At 61.5% G+C, this 25,870-nt stretch carries 22 protein-coding genes; 21 read left to right on the forward strand and 1 reads right to left on the reverse strand.

Annotated features, from left to right (window positions below; translation table 11 throughout):
• The 9 genes from DW661_RS10325 to DW661_RS05980 all read left to right on the forward strand — a co-directional run.
• A partial coding sequence (locus DW661_RS10325; protein ID WP_233547462.1) for a hypothetical protein occupies positions 1-250 on the forward strand: 250 nt, incomplete at its 5' end.
• A gap of 30 nt (positions 251-280) precedes the next feature.
• Positions 281-715 (forward strand): hypothetical protein, encoded by a 435-nt coding sequence (locus DW661_RS05945; protein ID WP_118934980.1) that lies wholly within the window; start codon positions 281-283, stop codon positions 713-715.
• 124 nt (positions 716-839) lie between these two features.
• Positions 840-2,195, forward strand: coding sequence for a DNA recombination protein RmuC (locus DW661_RS05950; protein WP_118934981.1), 1,356 nt, complete (start codon positions 840-842; stop codon positions 2,193-2,195).
• A 125-nt stretch (positions 2,196-2,320) separates the two neighbouring features.
• Positions 2,321-4,123: an ABC transporter ATP-binding protein gene (locus tag DW661_RS05955; RefSeq protein ID WP_118934983.1), complete on the forward strand. Its 1,803-nt coding sequence runs from the start codon at positions 2,321-2,323 to the stop codon at positions 4,121-4,123.
• Between the two features lie 63 nt (positions 4,124-4,186).
• Positions 4,187-4,852: an endonuclease III gene (gene nth, locus DW661_RS05960; RefSeq protein ID WP_118934986.1), complete on the forward strand. Its 666-nt coding sequence runs from the start codon at positions 4,187-4,189 to the stop codon at positions 4,850-4,852.
• A 157-nt stretch (positions 4,853-5,009) separates the two neighbouring features.
• Positions 5,010-8,642: a transcription-repair coupling factor gene (gene mfd / locus DW661_RS05965; RefSeq protein ID WP_118934988.1), complete on the forward strand. Its 3,633-nt coding sequence runs from the start codon at positions 5,010-5,012 to the stop codon at positions 8,640-8,642.
• A gap of 56 nt (positions 8,643-8,698) precedes the next feature.
• Entirely contained in the window at positions 8,699-9,562 is an 864-nt protein-coding gene (locus DW661_RS05970) for a phosphatase PAP2 family protein (RefSeq protein WP_118934990.1), read from the forward strand.
• A 45-nt stretch (positions 9,563-9,607) separates the two neighbouring features.
• Positions 9,608-10,633, forward strand: a complete 1,026-nt coding sequence (locus DW661_RS05975; RefSeq protein WP_118934992.1) for a low specificity L-threonine aldolase — start codon at positions 9,608-9,610, stop codon at positions 10,631-10,633.
• 77 nt (positions 10,634-10,710) lie between these two features.
• Positions 10,711-11,301: a GNAT family N-acetyltransferase gene (locus DW661_RS05980; RefSeq protein ID WP_118934994.1), complete on the forward strand. Its 591-nt coding sequence runs from the start codon at positions 10,711-10,713 to the stop codon at positions 11,299-11,301.
• Positions 11,302-11,322: 21 nt separating this feature from the next.
• Here the strand turns inward: DW661_RS05980 and DW661_RS05985 are convergent, their stop codons facing one another.
• Entirely contained in the window at positions 11,323-12,045 is a 723-nt protein-coding gene (locus DW661_RS05985; RefSeq protein ID WP_117583857.1) for a GntR family transcriptional regulator, read from the reverse strand.
• 205 nt (positions 12,046-12,250) lie between these two features.
• On the opposite strand from DW661_RS05985, the gene DW661_RS05990 reads away from it, so the two are divergent.
• The 12 genes from DW661_RS05990 to DW661_RS06045 all read left to right on the forward strand — a co-directional run bounded on the left by DW661_RS05990 (position 12,251) and on the right by DW661_RS06045 (position 25,825).
• Entirely contained in the window at positions 12,251-13,243 is a 993-nt protein-coding gene (locus DW661_RS05990) for an SIS domain-containing protein (protein WP_117629038.1), read from the forward strand.
• Between the two features lie 366 nt (positions 13,244-13,609).
• A complete protein-coding gene (locus tag DW661_RS05995; RefSeq protein WP_118934996.1) occupies positions 13,610-14,692 on the forward strand; it encodes a DMT family transporter in 1,083 nt (360 codons plus the stop codon).
• A 182-nt stretch (positions 14,693-14,874) separates the two neighbouring features.
• Positions 14,875-15,798, forward strand: a complete 924-nt coding sequence (locus tag DW661_RS06000) for a PTS mannose/fructose/sorbose transporter subunit IIAB (RefSeq protein WP_118934997.1) — start codon at positions 14,875-14,877, stop codon at positions 15,796-15,798.
• 36 nt (positions 15,799-15,834) lie between these two features.
• On the forward strand, positions 15,835-16,629 hold the full coding sequence (locus tag DW661_RS06005) for a PTS sugar transporter subunit IIC (protein WP_006235136.1): 795 nt from the start codon (positions 15,835-15,837) through the stop codon (positions 16,627-16,629).
• A 13-nt stretch (positions 16,630-16,642) separates the two neighbouring features.
• On the forward strand, positions 16,643-17,476 hold the full coding sequence (locus DW661_RS06010; RefSeq protein WP_117848824.1) for a PTS system mannose/fructose/sorbose family transporter subunit IID: 834 nt from the start codon (positions 16,643-16,645) through the stop codon (positions 17,474-17,476).
• A 198-nt stretch (positions 17,477-17,674) separates the two neighbouring features.
• Positions 17,675-18,658, forward strand: a complete 984-nt coding sequence (locus DW661_RS06015; protein WP_226790479.1) for an SIS domain-containing protein — start codon at positions 17,675-17,677, stop codon at positions 18,656-18,658.
• A gap of 161 nt (positions 18,659-18,819) precedes the next feature.
• Positions 18,820-19,449, forward strand: coding sequence for an HAD family phosphatase (locus tag DW661_RS06020; RefSeq protein WP_158568420.1), 630 nt, complete (start codon positions 18,820-18,822; stop codon positions 19,447-19,449).
• A gap of 206 nt (positions 19,450-19,655) precedes the next feature.
• Complete coding sequence (locus tag DW661_RS06025; RefSeq protein ID WP_118935001.1) at positions 19,656-20,663, forward strand: YitT family protein; 1,008 nt, start codon at positions 19,656-19,658, stop codon at positions 20,661-20,663.
• A gap of 219 nt (positions 20,664-20,882) precedes the next feature.
• Positions 20,883-21,602, forward strand: a complete 720-nt coding sequence (locus DW661_RS06030) for a GntR family transcriptional regulator (protein ID WP_118935003.1) — start codon at positions 20,883-20,885, stop codon at positions 21,600-21,602.
• Between the two features lie 370 nt (positions 21,603-21,972).
• Positions 21,973-23,955 carry an ATP-dependent DNA helicase RecQ gene (locus tag DW661_RS06035; RefSeq protein ID WP_118935005.1) on the forward strand — a complete coding sequence of 661 codons (1,983 nt, stop codon included), beginning with the start codon at positions 21,973-21,975 and terminating at the stop codon, positions 23,953-23,955.
• Positions 23,956-23,957: 2 nt separating this feature from the next.
• A complete protein-coding gene (locus DW661_RS06040; RefSeq protein ID WP_118935007.1) occupies positions 23,958-24,713 on the forward strand; it encodes a GntR family transcriptional regulator in 756 nt (251 codons plus the stop codon).
• Between the two features lie 143 nt (positions 24,714-24,856).
• Complete coding sequence (locus DW661_RS06045; protein WP_118935009.1) at positions 24,857-25,825, forward strand: SIS domain-containing protein; 969 nt, start codon at positions 24,857-24,859, stop codon at positions 25,823-25,825.
• The last annotated feature ends 45 nt before the right edge of the window (positions 25,826-25,870 follow it).

Consider the following 25,870-nt stretch of genomic DNA (forward strand, 5'->3'; position numbering starts at 1 on the left):
CCGCCCCTTTTGGGGCGGCACGTTTTTGTGTGGGGTCCCTGTCTTCACAGTTTTCGTCAAGCTTTTGGTTAGATTTTGGTCAGTTGGCGTAAGGGCGGAAGGCCAAAAGATTGCTGGCGAAAAAAGCTCAGAGAAAGTGCTGGTAGGGGAGTTGTTGAGCTTTTCGACAGCTTTTGAGCAAAAGAAACTTTGTGGCTATTGCCGGCGATTGCGTTGTCGCGGTCATGGTGGTGCGGGATGCTGGTCGTAAGCGCCGAATGCCCCGATTTTGGAGGCCAACATGGATCTGTTTCTTGAGACTCCGCAGCAACAAGCTGAGCGCATGCTGCGTCAGCAGCAACGACTCATGGAGATGCAAATGCAAGGGGTTGCCAACCAGGCGCCCGTGCAAAACGTCGTGCCCGCTGCTGTACCTGCAGCTGTGCCCGGGTGTGAATCGGCGCCAGAGGCCTATTCCGTACAGCAAGATTCATATGCGCAGGAGCTCGCGTTCGACAAGCATCGTGCGCGTCACCGTCGCTGGGCCCAGCGCCTGCGTACGCTGGCGATGATCGTGCTGATCCCGCTGGGGCTCGCGGCAATCTTCTTGGCCTCATATGCCCTCACGTGCATTCTCAACGGCGCCTCGCCCAATGAGGTACTTCAGCACTTGGCAGCTCTCGGTCAGCGCTTGGGGGATGTCGCAGCAACTATCCGCGTCAGCTGGGAGAGCTAGCAGACCAGCACCCATAGCGCAAAGGTAACTTGTCTGCGCTCGATTGGACATGAGCTGCGTTTGACAGGGTAAGATTAATCGCGGTTTTTGATTGGTGCTCGATTGGGTTTGTTGGGCGGAGTTTATGTCTGCTATTGATATTGTGCTTGTTGTGATTGCCTTGGTGGCGGTGGGGGTTGCTGTGGCTTGCGCCCTGCAGCTTAAAGGTCTTCGTGCCGAGCTGCGGGAGCGTGGCGACAGCGACGCCGAGACGCTCGCGGCGCTCGAGCAGGCCAACAGTACACTCGATACCCTCAACGTCGCGTTGGCCGAAACCCGACGCACCGCAAACGCCATCGCACAGCAGCAGACGACCGACGCCGCCGTGGAGCAGCAGCGCTACCTGACCATCGCGCGTGAGTTCTCGCAGGCGGGCGACCGTATGGATGACCTGCGCCGCGAGACGACCCAACAGCTCGGCGCCAACCGCGAGGGCATCGAGCAGCGCCTGGACAAGGTGCGCGAGACGGTCGATGCCCAGCTGGGCGCCATCCGCAAGGACAACAACGTGCAGCTCGATCAGATGCGCGCGACGGTGGACGAGAAACTCTCCCGCACGCTCAACGACCGTCTGTCGGCATCGTTTAAGCAGGTGAGCGACCAGCTCGAGGCCGTGTATAAGGGCCTGGGCGATATGCAATCTATCGCCACCGGCGTGGGCGACCTTAAACGCGTGCTGGGCAATGTCAAGGCGCGCGGCATTTTGGGCGAGGTGCAGCTGGGCGCGATCCTGGCGGACATTCTCACGCCCGACCAGTATCTGGAAAACGTCGCCACCAAGCCCGGCGCCTCGGAGCGCGTTGAGTTTGCCGTCAAGCTGCCGGTAGACGAGGGCGACCCCGTGCTGCTGCCAATCGACTCCAAATTCCCGGGCGACGCGTACGAGCACCTGCTCGACGCCCAGGAGTCGGGCGACGCGGAGGCCGTCGCCGCCGCGCGCAAGACGCTCGACACCATGGTGAAGCGCGAGGCAAAGGACATCTGCGAAAAGTACCTGAGCGTGCCCGCGACCACCAACTTTGGCATCCTGTTCGTTCCGTTTGAGGGCCTGTACGCCGAGGTCGTCACGCGCCCTGGGCTTATCGAGACCCTGGGCCGCGACTATCACGTCAACGTAGCCGGTCCCAGCACCATGGCCGCCATCCTCAACAGCCTGCAGATGAGCTACCAGACGTTTAAGTTGCAAAAACGCACCGACGACGTGCTGCGCGTGCTTTCTGCCGTCAAGGCCGAGCTGCCGCGCTATCAGGCGGCGCTGCGCCGCGCCCAGCAGCAGATCGAGACCGCGGGCAAAACGGTCGAGGGCATCATCACCACGCGTACCAACGTCATGGAGCGCAAGCTCAAGGATATCGACGCGCTGGAAGACGCCAAGGAGGCCGACGAGGTCTTGGGGCTCACGTCCGCGGGCCTGCTCGCAGACCAAGAAGACGAGGACTAGCGGCACTTGACGGCGGGGCGCCTGCGCAGGCGCAGGGCGCGGGTGCTTTTCGCATCGCACTTGCCTAAAGCGCACTTTAATGTGCAACAATGGCCTTTCGCCCTATCAGACGCGAAAGGAAGCCCATGTCTCAGAGAAGCGCCAGCCCGCTCAAACGCTCAACCGTGCGCCGCACGCTGCAGCGTTTTTGGGATGTCACGCGCACGCAGCCGCTGATCGTCTTTCTCTCGGTGTTCTCGTCGGCGGGCTACATCTTTTTGCTCACGTTTGCCAACACCTACGTTATGGCCCTCATCGTCGATCGTGTCCAAGCCGGCCCCGTAGCGGGCGACCAGGTGTTTGAGGTCTTCGGTCCCTACATTTTGGCGCTCGTGCTCGTCAACCTGGTGGGCCAGATCCTCTCCAAGCTGCAGGACTACACCGTCTACAAGCTTGAGATCGCGGGCAACTATCACCTGGCGCGCCTGTGCTTCGACACGCTCTCCAATCAATCCATGACATTCCACACCAGCCGCTTTGGCGGATCGCTTGTGAGCCAGACAAGCCGTTTTATGAGCGGCTACACGGGTCTGGTGGACGTGACGGTGTATTCGCTCATCCCCACCATCACCTCGGTCATCTGTACCGTGGCCGCACTCGCCCCGGTGGTGCCGACGTTTACCGTGATCCTGGTGTGCATCATGGTCGTCTACATCGCGTTTGTCTGGCTTATGTACAAGCGCATCATGCCGCTTTCGGCCGCGACGTCCGCCGCGCAGAACAAGCTCTCGGGCGTGCTCTCCGACGCGGTCACGAACATCTTGGCCGTCAAGACCTGCGGGCGCGAGGACTTTGAACGCGATCTGTTCGACACCGCCGACCGCGCCGCGCGCGATGCCGAGACGGTCTCGATGCACGCCATGATGCAGCGCAACTTTACGACCTCGGGCCTTATCGTCATCACCATGGCCGTGGTGAGTGTGTTCGTGGCGGGCGGCAACGCGTGGTTTGGCATCTCGGCCGGCTCGCTCGTCATGATCTTTACCTACACCTATAACCTCACCATGCGCCTGAACTACGTGAGTTCCATGATGCAGCGTATCAACCGCGCTTTGGGCGATGCGGCCGAGATGACGCGCGTGCTGGACGAGCCACGCTTGGTGGCAGACGACCCGGATGCCCCCGAGCTCAAGGTGAGCGAGGGCGCGATTGATTTTGAGCACCTGAGCTTTGCGTACCGTGACGCTGCGGCGGGCGAGAACGTGTTCGATGACCTGACACTTCATGTGGCGGCGGGCCAGCGCGTGGGCCTGGTGGGCAAATCGGGCTCGGGTAAGACGACGCTCACCAAGCTGCTGCTGCGCCTGGACGATGTCCAGGGCGGCCGCGTGCTCGTGGACGGTCAGGATGTCTCGCGCTGCACGCAGCAGAGCCTGCGCCGCCAGGTTGCCTACGTGCCGCAGGAAGCGCTGCTGTTCCACCGCTCCATTCGAGAAAACATTGCCTACGGTCGTCCCAGCGCCACTGATGAGCAGATTCGCGAGGCTGCGCGCCTGGCCAACGCCCTGGAGTTTATCGACCGCTTGCCTCGTGGCTTTGACACCATGGTGGGCGAGCGCGGCGTCAAGCTCTCGGGCGGCCAGCGTCAGCGCGTGGCCATCGCCCGCGCGATTCTCACCGACGCGCCGATTCTGGTGCTCGACGAGGCGACCTCTGCCCTGGACAGCGAGTCCGAGGCGCTGGTGCAGGAAGCTCTCGAGAACCTGATGCGCGGCCGCACCTCCATTGTGGTGGCGCATCGCCTGTCCACCGTGGCGGCGCTCGACCGCATCGTGGTACTGGCGGATGGCGAGATCGTCGAGGACGGCACGCATGTGCAGCTCGTCGAGGCGGGCGGCGAGTACGCGAACCTGTGGAGCCGTCAGACCGGCGCATTCTTGGAGGCGTAAACGTCTCGGACGTGGGACAATTGTGCCCATAAGTTTATTGTGCCGTTGAGCCGAGGAGTCGTTATGCCACGCGAGACCAATGCCGCCAAGCGCGAGCGCGCCATCGAGGTGTGTGAGCGCCTCAACCGTCGCTATGGCCCGGTCGAGTGCTTTTTGGACCACGAGAATCCCTTCCGCCTGCTGATCGCGGTGCTGCTTTCGGCGCAAACGACCGATGCGCAGGTCAACAAAGTGACGCCGCGGCTGTTTGCCCAGTGGCCCACGCCCGAGACCATGGCCGGGGCGAGCGTAGCTGACGTGGCGGACACCATCAAGTCGCTCGGCTTCTACAAGAGCAAAGCCAAGCATGCCGTCGAGGCCGCGCAGATGATCGTCACCGACTATGACGGCGAGGTGCCGGCCGACATGAAGGAACTCGTGAAGCTGCCGGGCGTGGGACGCAAGACGGCGAACATCGTGCTCAACGTGGGGTACGGCATCGTGGAAGGCATCGCGGTGGATACGCACGTCAACCGCATTGCGCACCGCCTGAGGCTGAGTCCCAAGACGCATGCCAAGGAACCGCTCAAGACCGAGCAGGATCTGCTCAAGATTTTGCCGCACGAGTATTGGGAGTCGGTCAACCATCAGTGGATCACCTTTGGTCGCGAGATCTGCGACGCCCGCAAACCCAAGTGTGACGAGTGTCCGCTGGCAGATTTGTGCCCCAGCGTGCGCGTGGCGGGGTAGGGCGGAACGCATCTTCGTCTGGCGTTTTTTGCGGGGCTGGGTTTGCCCTTGAGCCGGAGTCCTCTCCATGCGCTACCATGACAGACAATGTATTTGACGTACGACCCGCCGAGCTTGCCCCGGCGGGCTTTTGGCGTTGCGATGCCGGAGGAACAGCATGCTCATTCACCGTATAGCCGCGCAGCTCTACACTGCCGAGGCGCTGCAGACCGTCGAGGCCGGACTCGATGCCGGCGAGGACGTGACGCTGGCCGTGTCGCAGTCGGGCCGCACGCTCATGGCGGCAGCTCAGTTTGCGCGCCGTCCGCGTCCCACGGTCTACATCGTGAGCGGCGAGGACGCGGCCGATCGCGCCGCGCGCAGCCTGGCCGCCTATGTGGGTCTGGCGCATGTGTGCCGCTTTCCCGAGCGCAAAGACTATCCATGGCGTGAGCAGGCGCCCGACGACGCCGAGGTGGCCCAACGCTGCGAGGCTTTAGGGCGCATCGTGCGCGGCGATAACTGCATCATGGTCGCCTCGGCCCGCGCGCTACTGCGTTGCGTGCCGCCGGTCGAAAGCCGCTATTGGGAGTCCACCACCTTTGCGGTGGGCGAGGAGATTCCCTTCGACGAGGTGCCGCAGCGCCTGGTGGGCATGGGCTACACCAATGCCGGCGCCGCCGACGCGCCCGGTCTGTTCCGCGTGCACGGCGACACCGTCGAGGTGTTTCCCGCACAGGAAAAGGCGCCCGTGCGCATTGAGTTTTTTGGCGACGAGATCGACCGCATCCGCCGCATGGTGAGCTCCACGGGCCAAACCATCGGCAACGAGGACAGCATCGAGATCTTCCCCTGCCGTGAGCTGGCGCTTACCGACGATGCCGTCCACAACATGCACGTGGCGCTCTATCGCGCCAGTCAGGACGACAGCAAACTGGCGGCGCTGCTCGAGATGGTGGATGCGCGTATCGTCACGCCCGAGCTCGACCGCTTTTTGCCGGTGATGTACGGCCAGACCGTAAGCCCGTTGGCGCACGTGAGCGGCAAGGCACTCGTGGTTCTGTCCGAGCCGCGCTCGCTGTTCGACGACTGCCTGCGTGCCTACGAGGATATCGAGGCCCGTGCCGGCGAGGCGGGGATTGACCGCCTGGACGGTCTGTACGTGCGCGCTCAACAGCTCGATTTTGGTGCCCAGCAGCGCCTGAACTACGTAAGCCTCATTCGTGCCGGCGGCGCGGTGACGGCCGAGCTCAAGATTGAGCAGCCTGCCATCGCAGGCTCGGACAACCGTTTTATGACGCGCATCCAGGAGGTCGTGGGCAAGCGCTATGCCTGCGTGTTTGCCATTCCCGACCGCGGCGCGCGTGAGTCGATGGAGCTCACCTTTGGCGACGAGGGCATTACCTTTGAGGAATCGCTGACCGCGGCGCCCGAAAATGCCGGCGCTATCGGCGACCGCGTGCGCGTGGCAGCGGCGGATTCCGCCGACCGTGCCGCACGCCAGGAGGCCCACGCTTCCATTCGCGAGCGTAAGGCCGACGCACTCAACGCCCGCTCGCTCGAGGCGGGCGCGGCCCAGGCTGCCGCCGGTGCCGCCGTGCCCACCATCTCGCGCGGGCGCGTGACCTTTGTCGATGCCGCCCTGCCGCAGGGCGTGGTGGTGCCCGATGCCAACCTGGCCGTGTTCTCGATCGCCGACCTCAACGCCCGTATGGATGCCAACCGCGCGCGCAGCCGCCGCAAGGTGGACATTACGCAGATCACCTTCCCGTTTAAGCCGGGCGACTACGTGGTGCACGCCACTCACGGCATCGCACTCTTTAGCGAGATTGCGCGTCAGGAAGTGGGCGGCAAAGAGCGCGACTACTTTTTGCTGGAATATGCCGACGGCGACAAGCTCTACGTGCCGCTCGAGCAGGTCGACCGCATCACGCGCTATGTTGGCCCCGACGGCGACAAACCGCGCCTGACCAGGCTCAACACAGCCGACTGGACGCGCGCCACCAACAAGGCGCGCAAGAACGCCAAAAAGCTGGCGTTTGACCTGGTCGACCTGTATACGCGCCGCTCATCAATCGCGGGTATCGCCTGCCCGCCTGACACGCCCGAGCAGATCGAGATGGAGGAGAGCTTTCCTTACGACGAGACGCGCGACCAGCTGGAGGCCATCGCCGACATTAAGGCCGATATGGAGGCGCCCAAGCCCATGGACCGCCTGCTGTGCGGCGACGTGGGTTTTGGCAAGACCGAGGTTGCCCTGCGCGCGGCGTTTAAGTGCGTGGACTCCGGCCGCCAAGTCATGGTGCTCTGCCCCACGACCATTCTGGCCCAGCAGCACTACGAGACGTTCTTTGAGCGCTTTGCCCCGTTTGGCCTCGAGGTCGAAGTGCTCAGCCGCTTCCGCACCCCGGCGCAGCAAAAGCGCGCGCTCAAGGCGTTTGCCGAGGGCACGATCGACGTGCTCATCGGCACGCATCGTCTGCTTTCGGCCGACGTGAACCCCAAGAACCTGGGCCTGGTGATCATCGACGAGGAGCAGCGCTTTGGCGTGCAGCACAAGGAGCAGCTCAAGAACCTGCGCGAGCAGATTGACGTGCTCACGCTTTCGGCAACGCCTATTCCGCGAACCATGCAGATGGCCACGAGCGGCGTGCGCGACATGAGCCTGATCACGACGCCGCCGACTGGGCGTCGTCCCGTGATCGTGCACGTGGGGGAGTACGACCCCGATGTGGTGAGCGCGGCGATTCGCCTGGAGGTGGGCCGCGGCGGTCAGGTGTATTACGTGTCCAACCGCGTCAAGACCATCGACGACGCCGTGGCGCGCGTGCACGAGGCCGCGCCCGAGGCGCGCGTGGGCGTGGCGCACGGCAAGATGAGCCCGCGCGAGGTCGAGGACGTGATGATCGAGTTTGCGACCAAAAAGATCGACGTGCTCATCGCCACGACCATCGTGGAGAGCGGCATCGACAACGCGACCGCCAACACGCTGATCATCGAGGATTCGCAGCGTCTGGGCCTGGCGCAGCTCTACCAGCTCAAGGGCCGTGTGGGCCGTTCTTCCACGCAGGCCTACGCGTACTTTATGTTCCCGGGCGAGCTACCACTCACCGAGGAGGCGACAGCGCGCCTGACCGCACTTTCCGAGTTCCAGGACCTGGGCAGCGGCATGCGCATCGCCATGCGCGACCTGGAGATCCGTGGTGCCGGCTCGCTTATGGGCGCCGAGCAGCACGGCAACCTGTCGAGCGTGGGCTTTGACCTGTTTACGCAGATGCTGGGCCAGGCGGTAGCCGAGGCGCGCGGCGATGACGATGCCGGCGTGGAGGCGGCAAGCGTGGGCATTAACCTGCCGGCCGACTACTTCTTGTCCGAGGAGTACCTGCCGGCGGTGGATCAGCGCGTGCTCGTGTACCGCAGGCTCGCAGCGGCCGAGGACCTGGAGAGCATCGATGAGGTGCAGGAAGAGACCGAGGCCGCGCATGGCGAGCTGCCGTTGGCAGGACTCAACCTGTTCAATCGCGCACGAATCCGCATTCGCGGCGAGCGCCTGGGGCTCGAGAGCGTCACGCTCAGCGGCGGTCGCATCACGTTTTTGGGCGTCGACGTGCCCAAGAAGGTGGCCTTTGAGTTCAAGACTCGCTATGGCGCGGTGAACTTCCCCAAGAGCCGCAAGCTATCGGTGCCCTACAAGGCGGGGGCCGGCGCAGGCAGCGGCCTGGGCCGAGGTCTCGACGCCAACGACGGCACCGGTCCCGTGGCGGCAGCGCTCATGCTACTGCAGCAGCTGGGCGCGTCCGACGATGATTAACGGGTCGACGCTGCAAACACCTCATTTGGGCACTCTAGTTCCATCGAAAGGAAAGCATGTTCGGATACATCTATAAGAAAGATGTCGCCATGATCGCGGTTGTCCTGTGCCTTTGTCTGGGCGTGGGCAGTTTCTTCGATTATCAGATCTCGAGCGCGCTGTTCAACGTCGGCAGCATGTACGGCCGCTTTATCGAGGCCGCCGGCGAGCTGCCGTTTGAGCTGACGGCGAGCATCGCGGGCGTTATGCTCGTGCGTGCGGTGCGTCCCGAATCCAGGGGGAGTAAATGGCTTGCCGTGCTCGGCATCCTCGTCAACATTGGCCTGGCCGGCTACGAGATCGTCTCGTCCCTGAAGGTTGGCGGCAAACTCATCGCGGTTCAGCTGGTACTGACGTTTGTGCTGGTGATCGCTGCCAACCTTATCGTCTATCGCCTCACGCGCACGACCGAGCCCGACGAGCTCACGCGCTGGGCGTTGATGGTGCTTGCCGTGTGGGTCGCACAGGCCATTATTCTCAACGTGATCGTCAAGCCGCTGTGGTCGCGTCCGCGCATGCGCGTGATCGAGGTGACGAAGGGACTCGAGTTTCAGCCGTGGTGGGTGATTGGCAACCCCGACAAGTGGGCCTTTATTGCCGCCGGCGTGATCAAGGACGGCTTCAAGTCGTTTGCGAGCGGACATACGGCGCATGCGGCAATCGGCCTTATGCTCGCCGGGCTTCCCGCGGCGGCCTTTAAGGAAAAGCCCCCGCGTCGCCGCGTGGTCTTTTGGGCGGCGGTTGTGGTCGCGGCGCTCGTCGCGTTTGGTCGCATCGTGATTGGCGCGCATTTTTTGAGTGACGTGAGCTGCGGCTTTGCCCTGGTACTGGCACTTGAGTGCCTTGCCGCGCGCATTGCCTATCCCAACGGCGTACAATAGCTCCGTTTGAATCATCTGGCCGATACCCGGTAAGAGAGGATTGCCATGCTCGCGTTTAACAACGACTATTCCCACGGCGCACATCCGGCAGTGCTGCAGGCGCTCGTCGATACCAACATGGAGCCGCAGCCCGGCTACGGTACCGATGCACACACCGAGCGTGCCAAGCAGCTTATCCGCGAGGTCTGTCAGGCCCCCGATGCCGACGTATTTTTCCTGGTGGGCGGCACGCAGGCCAACGCGACGGTGATCGACATGCTGCTCGCGCCCTACGAGGGCGTCGTTGCCGCCGAGACCGGCCACGTCGCCTGCCACGAGGCGGGTGCCATCGAGTTTGGCGGCCACAAGGTGCTCACCATCCCCGGCTACGAGGGCAAGATGCACGCCGAGGATCTCGAAAACTATATCCAGGTGTTCTACGAAAACGAGAGCTACGAGCACACGGTGTTTCCGGGCGCGGTGTACGTGAGCCTGTCGACCGAGTACGGCACGCTGTACTCCAAGGCCGAGCTCGCGGCGATTCACGCGGTGTGCCAGAAGCGCGAGATTCCGCTGTTTGTGGATGGCGCCCGACTGGCCTATGCGCTGGCGGCCGATGAGTGCGACATTACCCTGCCCGAGCTGGCACAGCTGTGCGATGTGTTCTACATCGGTGGCACCAAGTGCGGCGCTCTGTGCGGCGAGGCCGTGGTGTTTTGCGGCATGCACACTCCGGCGCATCCCATTCCGCGTATTAAGCAGCATGGCGCACTGCTCGCCAAGGGCCGCCTGACGGGTGTGCAGTTTGAGGCGCTCTTTACCGATGGCCTGTATTTTGAGATTGGTCGACAGGCGATTCAGACGGCCCAGGCGCTGCGTCGTGTGCTGCACGAGCGCGGCTACCAGTTCTTCTTGGAGACGCCGACCAACCAGCAGTTTGTGATTCTGCCCAACGAGGATATGGCCCGCATTCGCGAACATGCCTCGATCGAGTACTGGGAAAAGTACGACGAGACCCACACGGTGGTGCGCTTTTGCACCAGCTGGGCCACGACGCAGGAGGACATCGACGCGCTGGCGGCTGTCCTGTAGCCTGATGTAATGACGAGGGGCCGCCTTGCGCTGGGTTTGGCGCAGGGCGGCCTTTGCTTTTGGGGGAGAAGGGTTGTATGACCGAGATGTCCGAGCCGATGATTCGTCTGGCGACGCCCGAAGACGCGCCGGCGTTGCTTGCCATCTATGAGCCATATGTGCGTCAGACGGCGATTACCTGCGAATACGAGGTGCCGAGCGTTGAGGAGTTCGCCGGGCGCATCGAGCGTACGCTCAAGCGCTATCCGTATCTGGTAATGGAGCTGGACGGGCGTCCGGTAGGTTATGCCTATGTGAGTCCGCTCAACAGCCGCGAGGCATACGACTGGTCGGTCGAGACATCGATCTACCTGGCGCGCGATGTGCGCCATGGCGGACTGGGCCGCAAGCTGCACGATGCGCTCAAGCAATGCCTGATCGCGATGGGCATCACCAACATGTGCGCCCTCATCGCCGTGCCGCACGACAAGGACGATGAGTATCTGACGCACAACAGTCAGGACTTCCATGCCCATATGGGATATCGCCTGGTGGGTGCTTTCGACCGCTGCGCCCAAAAGTTCGGCCGCTGGTACGACATGTGTTGGATGGAGCTGGTCCTAGCCGAGCGCGTCCCTAACCAACCCAAACCAACCTGGTTCCCCGACCTCCCCAAACCTACCATCTAGGGACAGGTTTATTTTGGCAGGTTAGCCGATGGGCTCGGTGTATTTGGCGCGGTCGGTGCGTTGGATGCGCTTGGAGACATGGAGCGGGCGGCCGTCGGTGTCGTAGACGTAGTCGGTGATCAGGATCAGCGCCTGCCCGCGCTCAACGTTGAGCAAAAACGCCTCGTTTTGCGAGGCGTAGCACACCTCGAAGGTCTTGTGTCCTTGTGCCGGCGCGCGATGGAATTCTTGACGCAGCGTGGCGTAGAGCGAACCGTTGATATCGCGATCGATGAGTGCCTCAAAGCTTGGCGGCAGATAGGTGGTCTCTAGGCACAGCGGCGCGTCGTCCAGATAGCGCAGTCGGACGAGCTTGACGAGCTTGCTGCCCACGGCGGCATCGAAAAACTTGGCCACGCTACCCGTTGCCTTGGCAAAGCCCGAGTCCACCGTGCGCGTGGTGGGCTTCATGCCCTGGCCCTGGATCTGCGCTGTGTAGCTCGAAAACACCAGGTTGTTCTCGTGGAGCGCCGGCGTGTCGGCCACAAAGGCGCCGCGCCCGCGCTCGGTGCGAACCAGGCCCTCGTCAACAAGCACCTTAAGGGCATGGCGCACGGTGCTGCGCGACAGACCCGATTCGTCCATGAGTTCCATCTCGGACGGCAGTTTGTCTCCGCGCGCGTAGGTGCCGGCGGCGATGCGGTCGCGCAGCATGCCCGCCAAGCGCTCGTATTGGGCCAGTTTCTTTTTAGACGAAGCATTCATGCGATCAACCTGTATCTAACCTGTATACTTACCGAACCAAGCATGTATCCAACATGACAACAAAACCGCTGGTAATGGATTGCCGAAAACCTTAGCAGCAATATTTCTAAAACAAATATAGCATACAACTAGTCGACAACACCAAAACATGTATGTAACTTGTATGCCATCAAGAGCATCAAACGAGAAGAAAGGCTGATGCGCGATGACTACTCAGGAACAGGTTAAGGATGTCGTCTCCCAGGTTTTGGCTGACAAGGCAGACAAGGGCGGCATCAAGCGCGTTGTGTGGATCGGCGCCGGCGGATCTAACGGTGGTAACTATCCTGCCCAGTATTTTATGGAGCACGAGGCCACGCAGGTCGTGAGCTCCAGCTACACCAGCAACGAGTTCGTGCACGCCACGCCCGCCTATGTCAACGAGAACACCCTGGCCGTCGTCGTGTCCATGCGCGGCACCAAGGAGACCATCGTTGCCGCCCAGGTCGCCAAGGACCACGGCGCCAGCACCATCGCCATCTATGTTGACGAGTCCGGCCTCACCGAGGTCTGCGACTACAAGATCCAGTACGACAGCCTGGCCGTCGACGAGTCCTGCATGGGCCGTACCAACTCCGCCGTCGTGACCATGATCGCCATGGAGCTCACGCAGCAGACCGAGGGCTATGCCGAGTACGAGACCGCTATGGCCGCTTTCGACTTGGTCGACCCCATCTATCGCAAGGCCGTCGAGTACACCCGTCCGCTCGCTGCCAAGTGGGCCGAGCAGAACGCCGACAAGCCCTGCATCAACGTGATGGCTCAGGGTCCGCTCTTTGGTGCCGCCTACGTCTTTAGCATCTGCAACGTGCAGGAGATGCTGCAAATCGACTCCTGCACCATCAACACCTGCGACTTCTTCCACGGTCCCTTCGAGATCCTGGACAAGCGTACCTCGCTGTTCCAGCTCATCAGCGTCGGCCGCAGCCGCTGCAACGACGAGCGCGGCATCCGCTTCGTCAGCCAGTACGGTGGCGAGCGCGTCTATCAGCTCGACGCCAAGGAGCTCGGCCTCAACGACATCAAGGACAGCGTGAGCGAGTACTTCAACCACCTGATCTTTGCCCCGATCCTCAACAACGTGTATATGCGCGCGCTCTCTGCCGTCACCCACAAGGACTATATGACGCGCCGTTACATGTGGAAGCTGGACTACTAGTTACGCCGTTCTACCGAACGGCGTAACGGCTCGACGCTGCGCGCCCGGCATTTGGCCAATCTGCCGTTCAATTTCAAAGGCGCGACCAGAAGGTCAGCGCCTTTTCATTTCACGGCACCTTGGCTCAAATGACGGGCGCTCGCTGACGTTGCCAAAACGTCGGCGTCGTCGTGTTTGTTAAGGGGTTGGTGCATTGGGGCCAGGTTCATATGCACCAAGTTGGTGCATATGAACCTGGCCTCTTTGCACTAATGGGTTGTAGCGGAAAAGCAGATTTTCCCGTTTGCCGATTTGTGCCTTGAAAAATGTATATAACGACTATAACGTAGTGTGAAACATATTGGAAACAATACCGAGGAGGCTGCGTTGAAGAAAAGCAATCTGGGCTATGTGCTGGTGCTGATCGCCGCGCTTATGTGGGGCAGCATCGGAATCTTTGTAAACGGCATCTCGGCCATGGGCGTTACGTCCCAGAGTATGGCTGCCTTTCGCTTGTTGGTCGGAGCGCTTATCTTGGCGCCGGTCCTGATGTTTATGGGCTGCCGTTCGGGTGAGGGGTCTACCGTGGCTCAGGGTCCGCTGGCCCTGTTCAAGGCAAGCCCTAAAGAGCTTGTTTCCTGCGCGCTTGTCGGTATCGTCGGTTTGGCCGCCGCCAACACTTGCTATTACGAGTGTATGGGCGAGGTGGGCATGTCCACGGCCTCGGTGCTGCTCTATACCTCGCCGGTGTTTGGCGTCGTGCTCGGCCGCGTGCTTTATCGCGAGGACGTGACCCCCAACAAGCTCGTTGCCATCGCTTTTAACATAGGGGGCTGTGTACTTGCAGTGACCAATGGCGACCTTTCCGGTTTCCATTTTTCGGTTTGGGGCGTCACGTCGGGCGTGATTGCAGGCCTTTGCGGTGCGTCGCTCGCGGTGTTTAGCCGGATAGCAACCAAGACGGTCCACCCGCTGGCTGTCACGTTTTGGGGCCTTGTTTTTGGCGGTGCGGTTATGGCAGCTATCGCGGCTCCGTGGCCGGATGTCGCCGCGGCAATGTCGCCACAGCTACTGCTGCTGTTCCTTGGCTTTGGACTCATCCCCACAGCCGTGGCTTACATCTTATATATGCAGGGTCTGTCCATGGGGCTCGAGACATCGAAAGTTCCCGTCGTAATGTCTTTCGAGACGGTTGTTACCGTACTGGTGGGCATTGGTGTCTATGCCGAGTCCGCCGGCGCGATCAAGGTTCTGGGCATTGTGCTGGTGCTCGCGTCCATTCTGATCATGAACACCGACTTCTCCAAGCTGCGCAACAGTGTGTTTGTCGGTCATGTCGCTGAGAGCATGACTTTTAAGCCCAACGCGTGGTGGACGGAGAAATCGCAGGACATGGATCTGTTTAAGGAACGCACCGGCATCGCGCTGGAGCCCACCGTGCAGGAAAGCCCCTGGTACTTCGTGCGATAGGGGATTGGCGAGGCGTCTGACCGGGTGTCGCCAAGACAGTGCCGACCTACCCTGCGCCAACGTTTCAAGTACGTTAAACCCGCCAACGGTAGATTTTCACCCGCGAACGGTCTTTATACTAATTAGCAATATAAGCAACGTATAAGACGTTATAATGACCATAACGAAAAGGAGGAGGCAAGATGAATCAGATCATTCTCGCATCTCATGGCGGCCTGGCCGCAGGCGCCAAAGACACGCTCGAGATGGTTCTCGGCGACGTGTCGAACGTCCACGTCGTGTCGCTTGCTCGTGACGACAAGGAGCCCATCACCAATAAGGTGGACGCCATGATCGCCACGTTCAACGCGGACGACACCGTCTATGTGCTGACCGATATGCTCGGCAGCTCGGTCAACAACAGCATGGTCGAGCTTTCCCGCAACGGTGCGGCATTCACGGTGATCAGCGGTTTCAACATTCCGCTGGCACTGACGCTCGCTATGAGCCCCGCCCCCGTCAAGGGTGCCGAGCTCGCGGCCCTTATCAACGAGGCCCGCACCGGTCTGACCAACCCCAACGCACCGGTCGAGGTTGCCGCGGCCCCCACTAAGAAGGCCAAGGCGTCCCGTCACAGCTCCGGCCCCGCCAAGATCGTCCTCGCACGTCTTGACTACCGTCTGCTGCACGGCCAGGTCGTCTTTACCTGGACCACCAAGGTTCAGGCCGAGCGCATCATCGTCGTCGACAACGCTGCCGCCAACGATGACATCAAGAAGGGCGCTCTTAAGCTGGCCAAGCCCCAGGGCGTGCGCCTGAACGTCTTCACCGTCGAGCGTGCCCTCGCCAAGATGGACAAGCTCAACACCCTCGGCGAGCGCGTCATGTTCGTCTTTGGCAACACGGCCGAGATGCTGCAGTTCTGCCAGGGTTACAAGCTCGACGCCATCAACCTGGGCGCCACCGCCAACCACGACGGTGCCGATCAGGTCGGCGGCAAGGACAGCTCCGTCTTCCTCGACGCCAACCAGAAGGCCGACGTCAACCAGCTGCTCGACATGGGCATCAAGCTCTACGTCCAGCAGACCCCTACGTATCAGAGCGTCGACATCGACGCCAAGCTGTAATCAACCAGGCTTTTGCCTGACTGAAAGGAGAAGGGTATGAATACGTTCATCAGTGCGGTGCTCGTCGGCCTCGTCGGCGTGTTCTGCATGTGGGACTCCCGCCTGCTCGGTCGTCTTAACTTCGAGCAGCCCCTCGTTGGCGCTACGCTCGTCGGTCTGCTGCTGGGTGATGTGCCCACCGGCCTTGCCGTCGGTGCCGCCGTCGAGCTCGTGTCCATGGGCCTGGTGCAGGTCGGCGCCGCCGTTCCGCCCGATATGGTCCTGGGCGGCATCGTGGCCGCTGCCTTTGCGTGCCTGACCGATGCTTCCGCCGAGACCGCCATGACGATCGCCATTCCGGTCGCCGTCCTGGGTCAGCTCCTCGGCATCGTGTTCCGTTCCATCATCGCCGCCCTCACCCATGTGGCAGATAGCGCGATCGATAACGGAAAGTTCAAGACCGCCTACCGTATGCACATCTGTGCCGGCTCCGGTCTGTACGCCGTCATGTACTTCCTGCCGATCTTCCTCGCCGTCTTTGTTGGCACCGACCTGGTTCAGGCCATCGTCAACATGGTTCCCGAGTGGCTGTCCACTGGTCTGAACGTTTCGACCAAGATCATGACCGCCTACGGCTTGGCCCTGCTGCTCACCATGATGATCAAGAAGGGTATGACTCCGTTCCTGTTCATCGGTTTCCTGCTCGCCGCTTACCTCAACCTGTCCGTCATCGCGGTCGCTCTGATCGGTGTGTGCCTGGCTGTCGTCTTCATGGGCTTCAAGTTCAACGGTTCCCATGCAGCCGCCGGTGTCGATTCCGACTACGATCCGCTCGAAGACGACGAAGACTAAGGAGGAACACACTATGGCAACCGCAACCAAGGACGTGTCCCTGAACAAGAAGGTCAGCCAGTTCTTCTGGCGCTCCTGGGCCATCCAGGCCTCTTGGAACTACGAACGTCAGATGAACATGGGCTTCCTCTACGGCATGGTTCCCACGCTCGATCGCCTCTATCCGGATGAGTCCGACCCCAAGCAGCTCGCTGCTAAGAAAGAGGCTTACCACCGTCACATGGCGTTCTACAACTGCACCCCGCAGACGAGCGCTTTCATCCTGGGCCTCGCCGCCTCCATGGAGGAGGAGTACGCCAAGGATCCCGAGAACTTCGACCCCGATTCGATCAACGCGGTCAAGACCTCCCTCATGGGTCCGCTTTCCGGCATCGGTGACTCCTTCTTCCAGGGCACCATCCGCGTTATCGCCTTTGGCCTGGGCGTGCAGCTGGCTCAGCAGGGCTCCATCATGGGCCCGATCCTGGCCATGCTCATCTCCATCGTCCCCTCTGTGCTGATCACTTGGTTCGCAGCCAAGATGGGCTATCAGGGCGGCCACGAGTACCTGAGCAAGCTTCAGGGCGGCGACCTCATGGAGAAGCTCATGTATGTCTGCGGCATCGTGGGTCTTATGTCCGTGGGCGGCATGATCGCCACGCTGATCGGCGCCACCACCCCGCTGCAGTTCGCTGAGGGTACCGTCGTTATCCAGGACATCCTGGACGGCATGATGCCCCAGATGATCTCCCTCGGCCTCACCGGCCTTATGTACTGGCTCATCAAGAAGAACGTCAACACCGGTTGGCTTCTCGTGATCGCCATCGTGGGCGGCATCGCCCTCTCCGCGGCCGGCATCCTGGCCTAGTCGCGACCAAGCGCCTAACCGCTTTCCCCCGGGGGCCTGCCTGGCATCCCATACCCCAGGCAGGCTTCCATCCCCAAATGTGTCAAAGGGACAGTTCCTTTGTCGCATCCTCAACGGGCCGGCGACTCGGTCCAAATTACGGTAACCCTGCGTGCGTCCGGCAAAGTGGCGCCGCAAAAATCGAAAGGAATGTGTCAGATGTACGAGATCGACCTTAACCTCCCTAAGCAGATCGTCGCTGACGTCCTGTCCAACCACGAGATCCACAGCGTCGCCTTCGTCGGCTGCGGCGCTTCCATGTCCGACCTTTACCCCGCCAAGTACTTCCTGGCCAACAACACGGACAAGCTGAACGTTCAGATCTTCACCGCTAACGAGTTCAACTACGACACGCCTTCCTGGGTCAACGAGCACACCTTCGTGATCACCTGCTCCCTCGGTGGCTCCACGCCCGAGACCGTCGAGGCCAACAAGACCGCCAAGAAGCACAACTGCCCGGTCGTCTCCCTCACCAACAAGGCCGGCTCCGCTCTGACCGTCGACGCCGACCACGTCATCGTTCACGGCTTCCACGCCAACTATGCTGCCAAGTGCGAGAAGCCCGGCTATGCCATCGCTCTTGCTCTCGAGATCCTCCAGCAGACCGAGGGCTATGACCACTACGAGGACATGATCACCGGCCTCACCAACATCTTCGATCTCTGCGAGAACGCCGCTCAGCACTGCAAGAAGCTCGCCAAGAAGTTCGCCGAGGACTTCAAGGACGACAAGATGATCTACTTCATGGCTTCCGGTGCCTCCGAGAAGATGGCTTATTCTCACGCCGCCTTCCTGTTTACCGAGATGCAGTGGATCGACGCCGCCGCCTACAACACCGGCGAGTACTTCCACGGCCCGTTCGAGGTTTCCACCGAGGGTAAGCCCTACGTCTTCTTCATGTCCGATGGCGCCACCCGTCCGATGGACGCCCGCGCCCTCACCTTCCTTGAGCGCATGGGCGCCAAGGTCGCTCTGATCGACTCCAAGGACTACGGCCTGGCTGACGCCGTGCCCGCGAGCGTCATCACCTACTTCAACCCGCTGCTGCACCTCGCCGTTATGCGTGAGTACGGCAACCAGATCGCCGAGGCCCGTCAGCACCCGCTGACCATGCGTCGCTACATGTGGAAGCTTTCCTACTAATCACAAGTAAGTAGACCTTACGGGTTGATTGAGAGGGGATGGGGTTTGCGCCCCGTCCCCTTTTTTGCTCTGGGGAGGGCGTGTTCGTCGCCCCATAAAACCCCAGATAAAACCAACCAAAATAAACCTGTCCCTTTTTGGCAGGTGGGGAGGAGATGCGTATGATCAAGGCAGTGCTGTTTGATATGGACGGCGTGCTGGTCGATACCGAGTGGTTCTACAACCGTCGCCGCGTGGCGTTTATGGAAGAGAAGGGGTTCCACTTTGACGAGATTCCCGATCTTTCGGGGTCTAACGAGCCCGCCATTTGGGAGGCGCTGGTGCCCGACGATGTTGAGCTGCGCGAGCGCTTGCGCGTGGAGTACAAGCAGGTCTACAGCCCGGACCACCCCGTTCCGTATGCCGAGCTGCTCAACGAGCAGACGGAGCCGGTGATGCGTGAGCTGCACGAGCGCGGCGTGAAGTGCGCCATCGCGAGCTCGTCCTATCGCGAGCTGATCGACGAGCTGGTGGAGATCGCCGGTATCGCCGACGTGCTGGACTACACCATCAGCGGTCACGAGTGCAGTGCGTTTAAGCCCGACCCCGAGATCTACCTGCGTGCCATGGAGGCGCTGGGGGTGGAGCCTGCCGAGTGCCTGGTTATCGAGGACTCGCCTTTGGGTATCGAGGCCGGCAAGCGCTCCGGCGCCCGCGTCCTGGCGCTGCGCCCGCACGAAGGCGTCAACCTGGACCAGTCCGCCGCCGACGTCGTCATCGACAACCTGACCGACATCCTACCTGCCATTTAGGGACAGGTTTATTTTGGCAGGTTTTATCTGGGCAAACGCCGAATTCGCCGTGAAGGGACCGCTCTCTTCACGGCGTTTTTCTTTTGAGCGGCCTCACGGTCCTTCTGATGGTTGTCGAGAGAGGGTGAATTGAAGCGCCCCCGCACGCTCCATGCTACAATCGCGGGCACGCCTCACAACTAGATCTGCCTTCGAAAGGAGCCTACGTGGCGAACGCCATCGATCAGCTCACGGACCGCGTGCTCGTGCTCGGCCGCCTCACCATCGTTCGCCGTGCCATTACTGCCGTGGCGGTCACCATTTCCGCCGTTCTCCAGACATTCCTGATCCAGGCGTTCATTCGGCCCGCCGACCTGCTTCCGAGTGGTCTCACCGGCGTCGCGGTCCTGCTCGATCGCGTTACCTCGTTTGGCGGCGTTCACATCGACATCTCGCTCGGTATGCTTGCGCTCAACATCCCCGTGGCGCTCCTATGCTGGAGCGGCATTAGCAAGCGCTTCGTCATCTTCTCGATGATGCAGGTTGTGCTCTCATCGTTGTTCCTCAACATCTTTCACTTTGCCCCGTTTTTGGGCGACAAGATCATGCTCATCATTTTTGGCGGCGTGGTCTCGGGTCTGGGCGCTGCCATCGCGCTCAAGTCCGGCGCATCCACCGGCGGCACCGACTTTATCGCGCTGTGGGTCTCCAACCACACGGGCAAGACCATCTGGGGCGTCATCTTTGGTTTCAACTGCTTTATCCTGGCGATCTTTGGCTTTATGTTTGGCTGGGACAAGGCGGCGTATTCCATCGTGTTCCAGTTTATTTCGACCAAGACCATCGACAGTTTCTATCGTCGCTACGACCGCGTGACGCTGCAGATTACGACGCGCAAGGCGGACGAGGTCATGACCGCCTATGTTGACCATTTTCAGCACGGCATTAGCTGCGCCGAGGTCATCGGCGGATACAGCCGCGAAAAGATGTACCTGCTGCACGCCGTTGTCTCGACCTACGAGAGCCAGGACATCATCAAGCTGGTGTGCGACGTTGATCCAGACGCCGTGATCAACGTATTCCACACGCTCAACTTTGTGGGCGGCTGGTGGGGTGGTCATGTCGACGAGCCCATGCCCACGGCCGTTCCCGATCCCGACAAGCCCGCGCGTATGGCCAGCAGGCAGGCGCGCCTCTGCGAGCAGGACAGCCTGCAGCAGGACGACGGCAGGTAGGGTTTTGGCATTTTGCCGGCCAAGCGTAGTCCATCCGAATGAGCCCCTCGAAAGCCTCGTTGCTTTCGAGGGGCTCTCGTTTGCCCAGATAAAACCTACCAAAATGAAGCTGTCGCTTTTTGGTAGGGAGGGTGTATCGTTTTATCAATATGAGGTAACATGAAACTAGACGTTATATACGTATTAGTTATTTCGATATTTCGATAAGAGTGATTAGATATGCCTGCGCCCAAAAATGCACCGCTTTACCAGCAGATTTACGACGAAATCAAGGATGCGATCGAGAAAGGTGTTTATGCGCCCAAGGAGCGTATTCCGTCCGAGCTTGAGCTGGCCGAGCAGTACGAGGTGAGCCGAATTACGGTGCGCCGCGCCGTCGAGGAGCTGTGCTCTGATGGCTACCTGGTTAAGCAGCAGGGCCGTGGCACCTTTGTTTCCACGCCGCACATCAATCGCCAGTTTCACGCCTCGACGCTGCAGACGTTTACCGCGCTGTGTGCCGGCAACGGCATGAAGGCCGGTGCGCACGTGATCGATCGCCAGATTGTGCCGGCGCGCCAAAACGAGATGGAGTTCTTTGGCCTGCAGAAGGATGCGCTGCTGCTGCATATCAAGCGCGTGCGTACGGCCGACGGCGAGCCCATCTTTGAGGAGAACATCTTTGTGCCGTTCGATGCCTACCGCGAGCTGTTGACGGCCGATCTTGAGGACAAGTCGATTTTTGCCGAGGTCGAGCGTGTTGGCGGAATCCCGATTGTCTCGGTTGGCTACCGTACGGTCGAGGCCGTTCGTGCCAATACCGAGCAGGCGGCCGAGTTGGGCATTGCTCCGCACGATCCGCTGCTCAACCTGCGTGCCAGCTTTACCGGTCCCAATGGCGAGCCGGTTCTGATGGGTAAGCAGTACTACGTGGGATCGCGTTACGTCATGGTCATGTAAGTTACGCGGTTTTACCAAACCGCGTAACGGCTCGACGCTACAAGCCCGCCAGAGCGGCAATCTGCCTTTCAACTTCGGCGGCATGACCAGAAGGTCAATGCCGCCTCGTTTCAAGGCACCTTGCTCGCTCTGGCGGGCTTTCGCTGACACTGCCAAAACATCGACTACCCGCAGAATGAGCGTGGATAATCTCCCGTTTTTGGCTTGGTGACGGGCTCAAAGTGGGAGATTATCCACGCCCATCCGGAAAGTGTCCAAAAATCCCACGCTCGTTCCCTTCGGATTGCATCGCCCGTGGCCGGCAGCCGCGCGACGCCGGTCCGCGTGGCGGCGTATAATCGGCGGCAGATGACTTGGACGTTAGGAAACCATGACCGATAGCATGCAGCAGATGGCGCTCGACACGCTCGGCGCTTATTTTGGCTACACCTCGTTTCGCCCGGGACAGGACCGCATGGTCGATGCGGTCCTTGCCGGTCGCGATGCGCTGGGCGTTATGCCCACGGGCGCCGGCAAGTCCATTTGCTACCAGGTGCCCGCGCTCATGCTGCCCGGCATCACCTTTGTGGTGAGTCCACTGCTGTCGCTTATGGAGGACCAGACCCGTGCGTTGCTCGCGGCAGGTGCGCGACCCAGCTATCTCAACTCCAGCCTTACTCCGGCCCAGCAAAACACTGTGCTCAAGCGGGCGCGCGAAGGCCGCTACCAGCTTATGTACGTGGCACCCGAGCGTCTGCTCGAGCCGCGCTTTTTAGCCTTTGCGCAGGAGGCCGCGGCGGACGGCGGCATTGGCGTGCCGCTCGTGGCCATTGACGAGGCCCACTGCGTAAGCCAATGGGGCCAGGATTTCCGCCCCGCTTACCTGCAGATTCGCGAGTTCGTTGATTCCCTGCCGCAGCGCCCCATCGTGGCGGCCTTTACCGCTACGGCGACCGAGCGTGTGCGCGCGGACATTCAGCAGATGCTCGGTCTGCAAAACCCCGCGACGGTGGTGACGGGCTTCGATCGCAAGAACCTCTACTTTGGCTGCGAGGAGATGGGCGACAAAGCCAAGGCAGCGTGGGTGCGCGACTATGTGATCGCGCATTCGGGCGAGAGCGGCATCGTGTATTGCTCGACCCGCAAGACAGTCGATGCGCTGGCAGGCGAGCTTGCCGAGGCGCTGGGCCCCAGCGGCATTCGCGTTGGCCGCTACCATGCCGGCATGGGTAACGACGCCCGCCGCCAAAGCCAGCGCGCCTTTATCGATGACGATATCCAGGTGATGGTTGCCACCAACGCCTTCGGCATGGGCATCGACAAGCCCAACGTGCGCTACGTGATCCACAACAACGTGCCCGAGAGCATCGAGGCCTACTACCAGGAGGCGGGCCGCGCTGGCCGCGATGGCGACCCGGCCAGCTGCCATTTGCTGTGGAACGGCAACGATTTTCGTATGCGCCGCTTTCTGATCGACCGCGGCGATGCTGCCGACGAGGCGCTCGACGACGAGCAGCGCGCGTGGGCGCTCCAGAATCGATATCGTCTGCTCAGCCAGATGGAGGGCTACTGCAATACCACCGGCTGCCTGCGCGAATACATGCTGCGCTACTTTGGCGACGAGGCGGCGGACGAGCATGCGGCTGCGGTTGATGCGGGCGCCACCGCCACGGACGAGGCCGAGGGCTGCGGCAACTGCAGCAACTGCCTCACGCAGTTCGAGGTCGAGGACGTCACCGATATGGCCCGCGCCGCCGTGCGCTATGTGGCCACGCGACCCATGCGCTTTGGCAAGTCGCTCATCGCCGACGTGCTTCATGGCGGCAACACCGAGCGCATTCGCCAGATGCATCTGGACGAGGACCGCGGCTACGGTGAGCTGTCGAGCGAATCGGTCGGGCGCATCAAGGACATCATCGGCCAGCTGTGCGGCCGCGGTTATCTGGCTACCTCGCAGGGGCAGTACCCGGTCGTGGGGCTGGGTCCGCGCGCCGGCGAGGTCGAGGACGAGGCGTTCACCTTTACCGTTAAACGTCGCGCGTCCAAGCGCAAGGCCTCGGCCCGCGCCCGCCGTGCGGTGGATCTGCTGCGCGAGGAGGCCGAGCTGGATCAGCGCCCGCGCGTGGGTGACGATGCCGAGCTGTTCGAGCGCCTGCGCGCCTTGCGCAAGGAGATCTCGACCGAGCTGGAGATGGCGCCGTACATGGTCTTCTCCGACAAGGCCCTGCGCGGCCTGTGCCGCCTACGTCCGCAGACGCGCGACGAGCTTATCCAGGTCAACGGCATCGGCGAGAAAAAGGCCGACGCCTTTGGTGAGCAGTTTATGGCGGCGATTGAAGAGTTCGAGTCCGAGCATGCACGGAATGGAGCATAACGATGGCATCCGACGATAAAACCGAGCGCACTGAGGTGTCCGCTGTTCCGCTGTACCAGCAGGTTATGGACGACCTGAAGGGCGAGATCGCGCGTGGCGTGTACGCATCCGGCTCGCGCATTCCTTCCGAGATGGAGCTCGCGAAGTCTTATGGCGTGGGGCGCGTCACCGTGCGCCGCGCCATCGAGGAGCTGTCGCGCGCGGGGTATCTCAACCGCCAGCAGGGGAGGGGCACGTTTGTGTGCGCGCCCAAACTCAAGCGCAAGATTGTCCAGAAGGGTGACGTTCAGAGCTTTTCTGAGGGTTGCGCTGCCAACGACATGGTGGCCGGAGCACGCCTGGTGTCGCGCACGGTGGTTGCGGCGACGCGCGAGGACGCGGCGTTTTTTGGGGTGGAACCCGGCTGCGAGCTCATCGTTGTCGAGCGCGTGCGCACGGCAGACGGCGTGCCCGTCATGCTCGAGAACAACGCCTTTGTGCTGGCCGACCATCCCTATCTGCAGACGCTTGCCGACAAGGACCTCACGGACAATTCCATCTTTGCGCTCGTTGCCGAGCATTCGGGCCGTGCGCCGCTCAAGTCTGACCCCTGCACCGTGGAGATTGCGCTTGCCGATGCTCAGGCGGCCTCGCTTCTGGAGGTGCCGGTCGGCGAGCCGCTCTTCTATATGGAGGCGTACTTTACCGATGAGGACGAGCGGCCCTTGCTGCTCGGGCGCCAAAAGATCGTGGGCTCGCGCTACGTGTTCGACATCTAACGTCCATAGATAGAACAATATAGAACAAATTTGGTGAAATGACTTCACAGGCGTCATCGTGCGTGCTATATATAGGACAACATAGAACGACTGCAGGTACGAGCTTCCGTCGTTCAAACCGCCACACAAGGAGGGGCATCACCATGAACGCACACGATCTGATTCAGGAAATTATCGAGCGCAAGGGCAAGATTGAGAACGTCTTTTGGATCGCCTGCGGCGGTTCGATGATCGACTTGATGCCGGCCAACGAGCTGCTCAAGCGCGAAGCCACCACGTTTACCTCGACGGTCTACACGGCGCGCGAGTTTTGCCTGATGGCCCCCAAGAGCCTAGGGCCGAAGTCGCTCGTCGTCGCTTGCAGCCACAGCGGCAACACGCAGGAGGTCGTCGACGGTTGCGAGATGGCGCTGGCCGCCGGCGCCGAGGTCGTTGCCCTCACCGACTGCGAGGGCTCAAAGATCGACAGCGGCAAGTGGACCACCTGGGTCTATCCATGGGGCGAAGGCGTGCCGCAGGCCGAGGTACCGCAGGGCATCGGCGCCCTGATGGCTGCCGAGCTGCTCGACCAGCAGGGGGGTTACGAGGCGCTCGCCGACATGTACGCCGGCCTTAAGCAGATGGATGCGCTGCTGCCCGCTGCCCGCGAGAAGGTCAACGCCGAGCTGGGCGATCGCTTTGCCGAGCTCTGCCAGCAGCACAAGTTCTTCTATATTCTGGGATCCGGCCCCAACTTTAGCCAGACCTACGCCATGGCCATCTGCTCGCTCATGGAGATGCAGTGGCAGCACTGCTGCTACATCCACTCCGGCGAGTACTTCCACGGTCCGTTCGAAGCTACCGAGCCCGGCGTGTTCTACTTTGTGCAGCTTGGCGCGGGCGAGTGCCGTCCCATGGAGGAGCGCGCGCTCGCGTTCCTCAACGCGCACACCGATACGGTCATGGTGCTCGATGCGCTCGAGTACGGCGTGGGCGAGGTGCCCGCCAGCGTGCGTTCGTTCCTGGAGCCGATCTTCTTCTATGCGATGAGCTGCGAGCTGCGCGCCGCCCGCGGCAAGGTGTTTGACCACAGCCCCGAGGTCCGTCGCTACATGGGCATCGAACAGTACTAGGTAACGGGAAAAGCATTCACCTTCGATTCGCAAGGGCATTGCGTG

The sequence above is a fragment of the Collinsella sp. AM24-1 genome, from assembly GCF_003470325.1.
Taxonomy (GTDB): Bacteria; Actinomycetota; Coriobacteriia; order Coriobacteriales; family Coriobacteriaceae; genus Collinsella.

Bases quoted from the DNA above. Each gene is read 5' to 3' on its own strand.
- DW661_RS05990 (WP_117629038.1), top strand. From the start codon at position 12,251: ATGACTACTCAGGAACAGGTTAAGGATGTCGTCTCCCAGGTTTTGGCT.
- DW661_RS05975 (WP_118934992.1), top strand. From the start codon at position 9,608: ATGCTCGCGTTTAACAACGACTATTCCCACGGCGCACATCCGGCAGTG.
- DW661_RS05985 (WP_117583857.1), bottom strand. From the start codon at position 12,045: ATGAATGCTTCGTCTAAAAAGAAACTGGCCCAATACGAGCGCTTGGCG.
- DW661_RS06035 (WP_118935005.1), top strand. From the start codon at position 21,973: ATGACCGATAGCATGCAGCAGATGGCGCTCGACACGCTCGGCGCTTAT.
- DW661_RS06030 (WP_118935003.1), top strand. From the start codon at position 20,883: ATGCCTGCGCCCAAAAATGCACCGCTTTACCAGCAGATTTACGACGAA.
- DW661_RS06010 (WP_117848824.1), top strand. From the start codon at position 16,643: ATGGCAACCGCAACCAAGGACGTGTCCCTGAACAAGAAGGTCAGCCAG.
- DW661_RS06015 (WP_226790479.1), top strand. From the start codon at position 17,675: ATGTACGAGATCGACCTTAACCTCCCTAAGCAGATCGTCGCTGACGTC.
- mfd (WP_118934988.1), top strand. From the start codon at position 5,010: ATGCTCATTCACCGTATAGCCGCGCAGCTCTACACTGCCGAGGCGCTG.
- DW661_RS06005 (WP_006235136.1), top strand. From the start codon at position 15,835: ATGAATACGTTCATCAGTGCGGTGCTCGTCGGCCTCGTCGGCGTGTTC.
- DW661_RS05950 (WP_118934981.1), top strand. From the start codon at position 840: ATGTCTGCTATTGATATTGTGCTTGTTGTGATTGCCTTGGTGGCGGTG.
- nth (WP_118934986.1), top strand. From the start codon at position 4,187: ATGCCACGCGAGACCAATGCCGCCAAGCGCGAGCGCGCCATCGAGGTG.
- DW661_RS05980 (WP_118934994.1), top strand. From the start codon at position 10,711: ATGACCGAGATGTCCGAGCCGATGATTCGTCTGGCGACGCCCGAAGAC.
- DW661_RS06020 (WP_158568420.1), top strand. From the start codon at position 18,820: ATGATCAAGGCAGTGCTGTTTGATATGGACGGCGTGCTGGTCGATACC.
- DW661_RS06045 (WP_118935009.1), top strand. From the start codon at position 24,857: ATGAACGCACACGATCTGATTCAGGAAATTATCGAGCGCAAGGGCAAG.
- DW661_RS05955 (WP_118934983.1), top strand. From the start codon at position 2,321: ATGTCTCAGAGAAGCGCCAGCCCGCTCAAACGCTCAACCGTGCGCCGC.
- DW661_RS05970 (WP_118934990.1), top strand. From the start codon at position 8,699: ATGTTCGGATACATCTATAAGAAAGATGTCGCCATGATCGCGGTTGTC.
- DW661_RS05945 (WP_118934980.1), top strand. From the start codon at position 281: ATGGATCTGTTTCTTGAGACTCCGCAGCAACAAGCTGAGCGCATGCTG.
- DW661_RS06000 (WP_118934997.1), top strand. From the start codon at position 14,875: ATGAATCAGATCATTCTCGCATCTCATGGCGGCCTGGCCGCAGGCGCC.
- DW661_RS06040 (WP_118935007.1), top strand. From the start codon at position 23,958: ATGGCATCCGACGATAAAACCGAGCGCACTGAGGTGTCCGCTGTTCCG.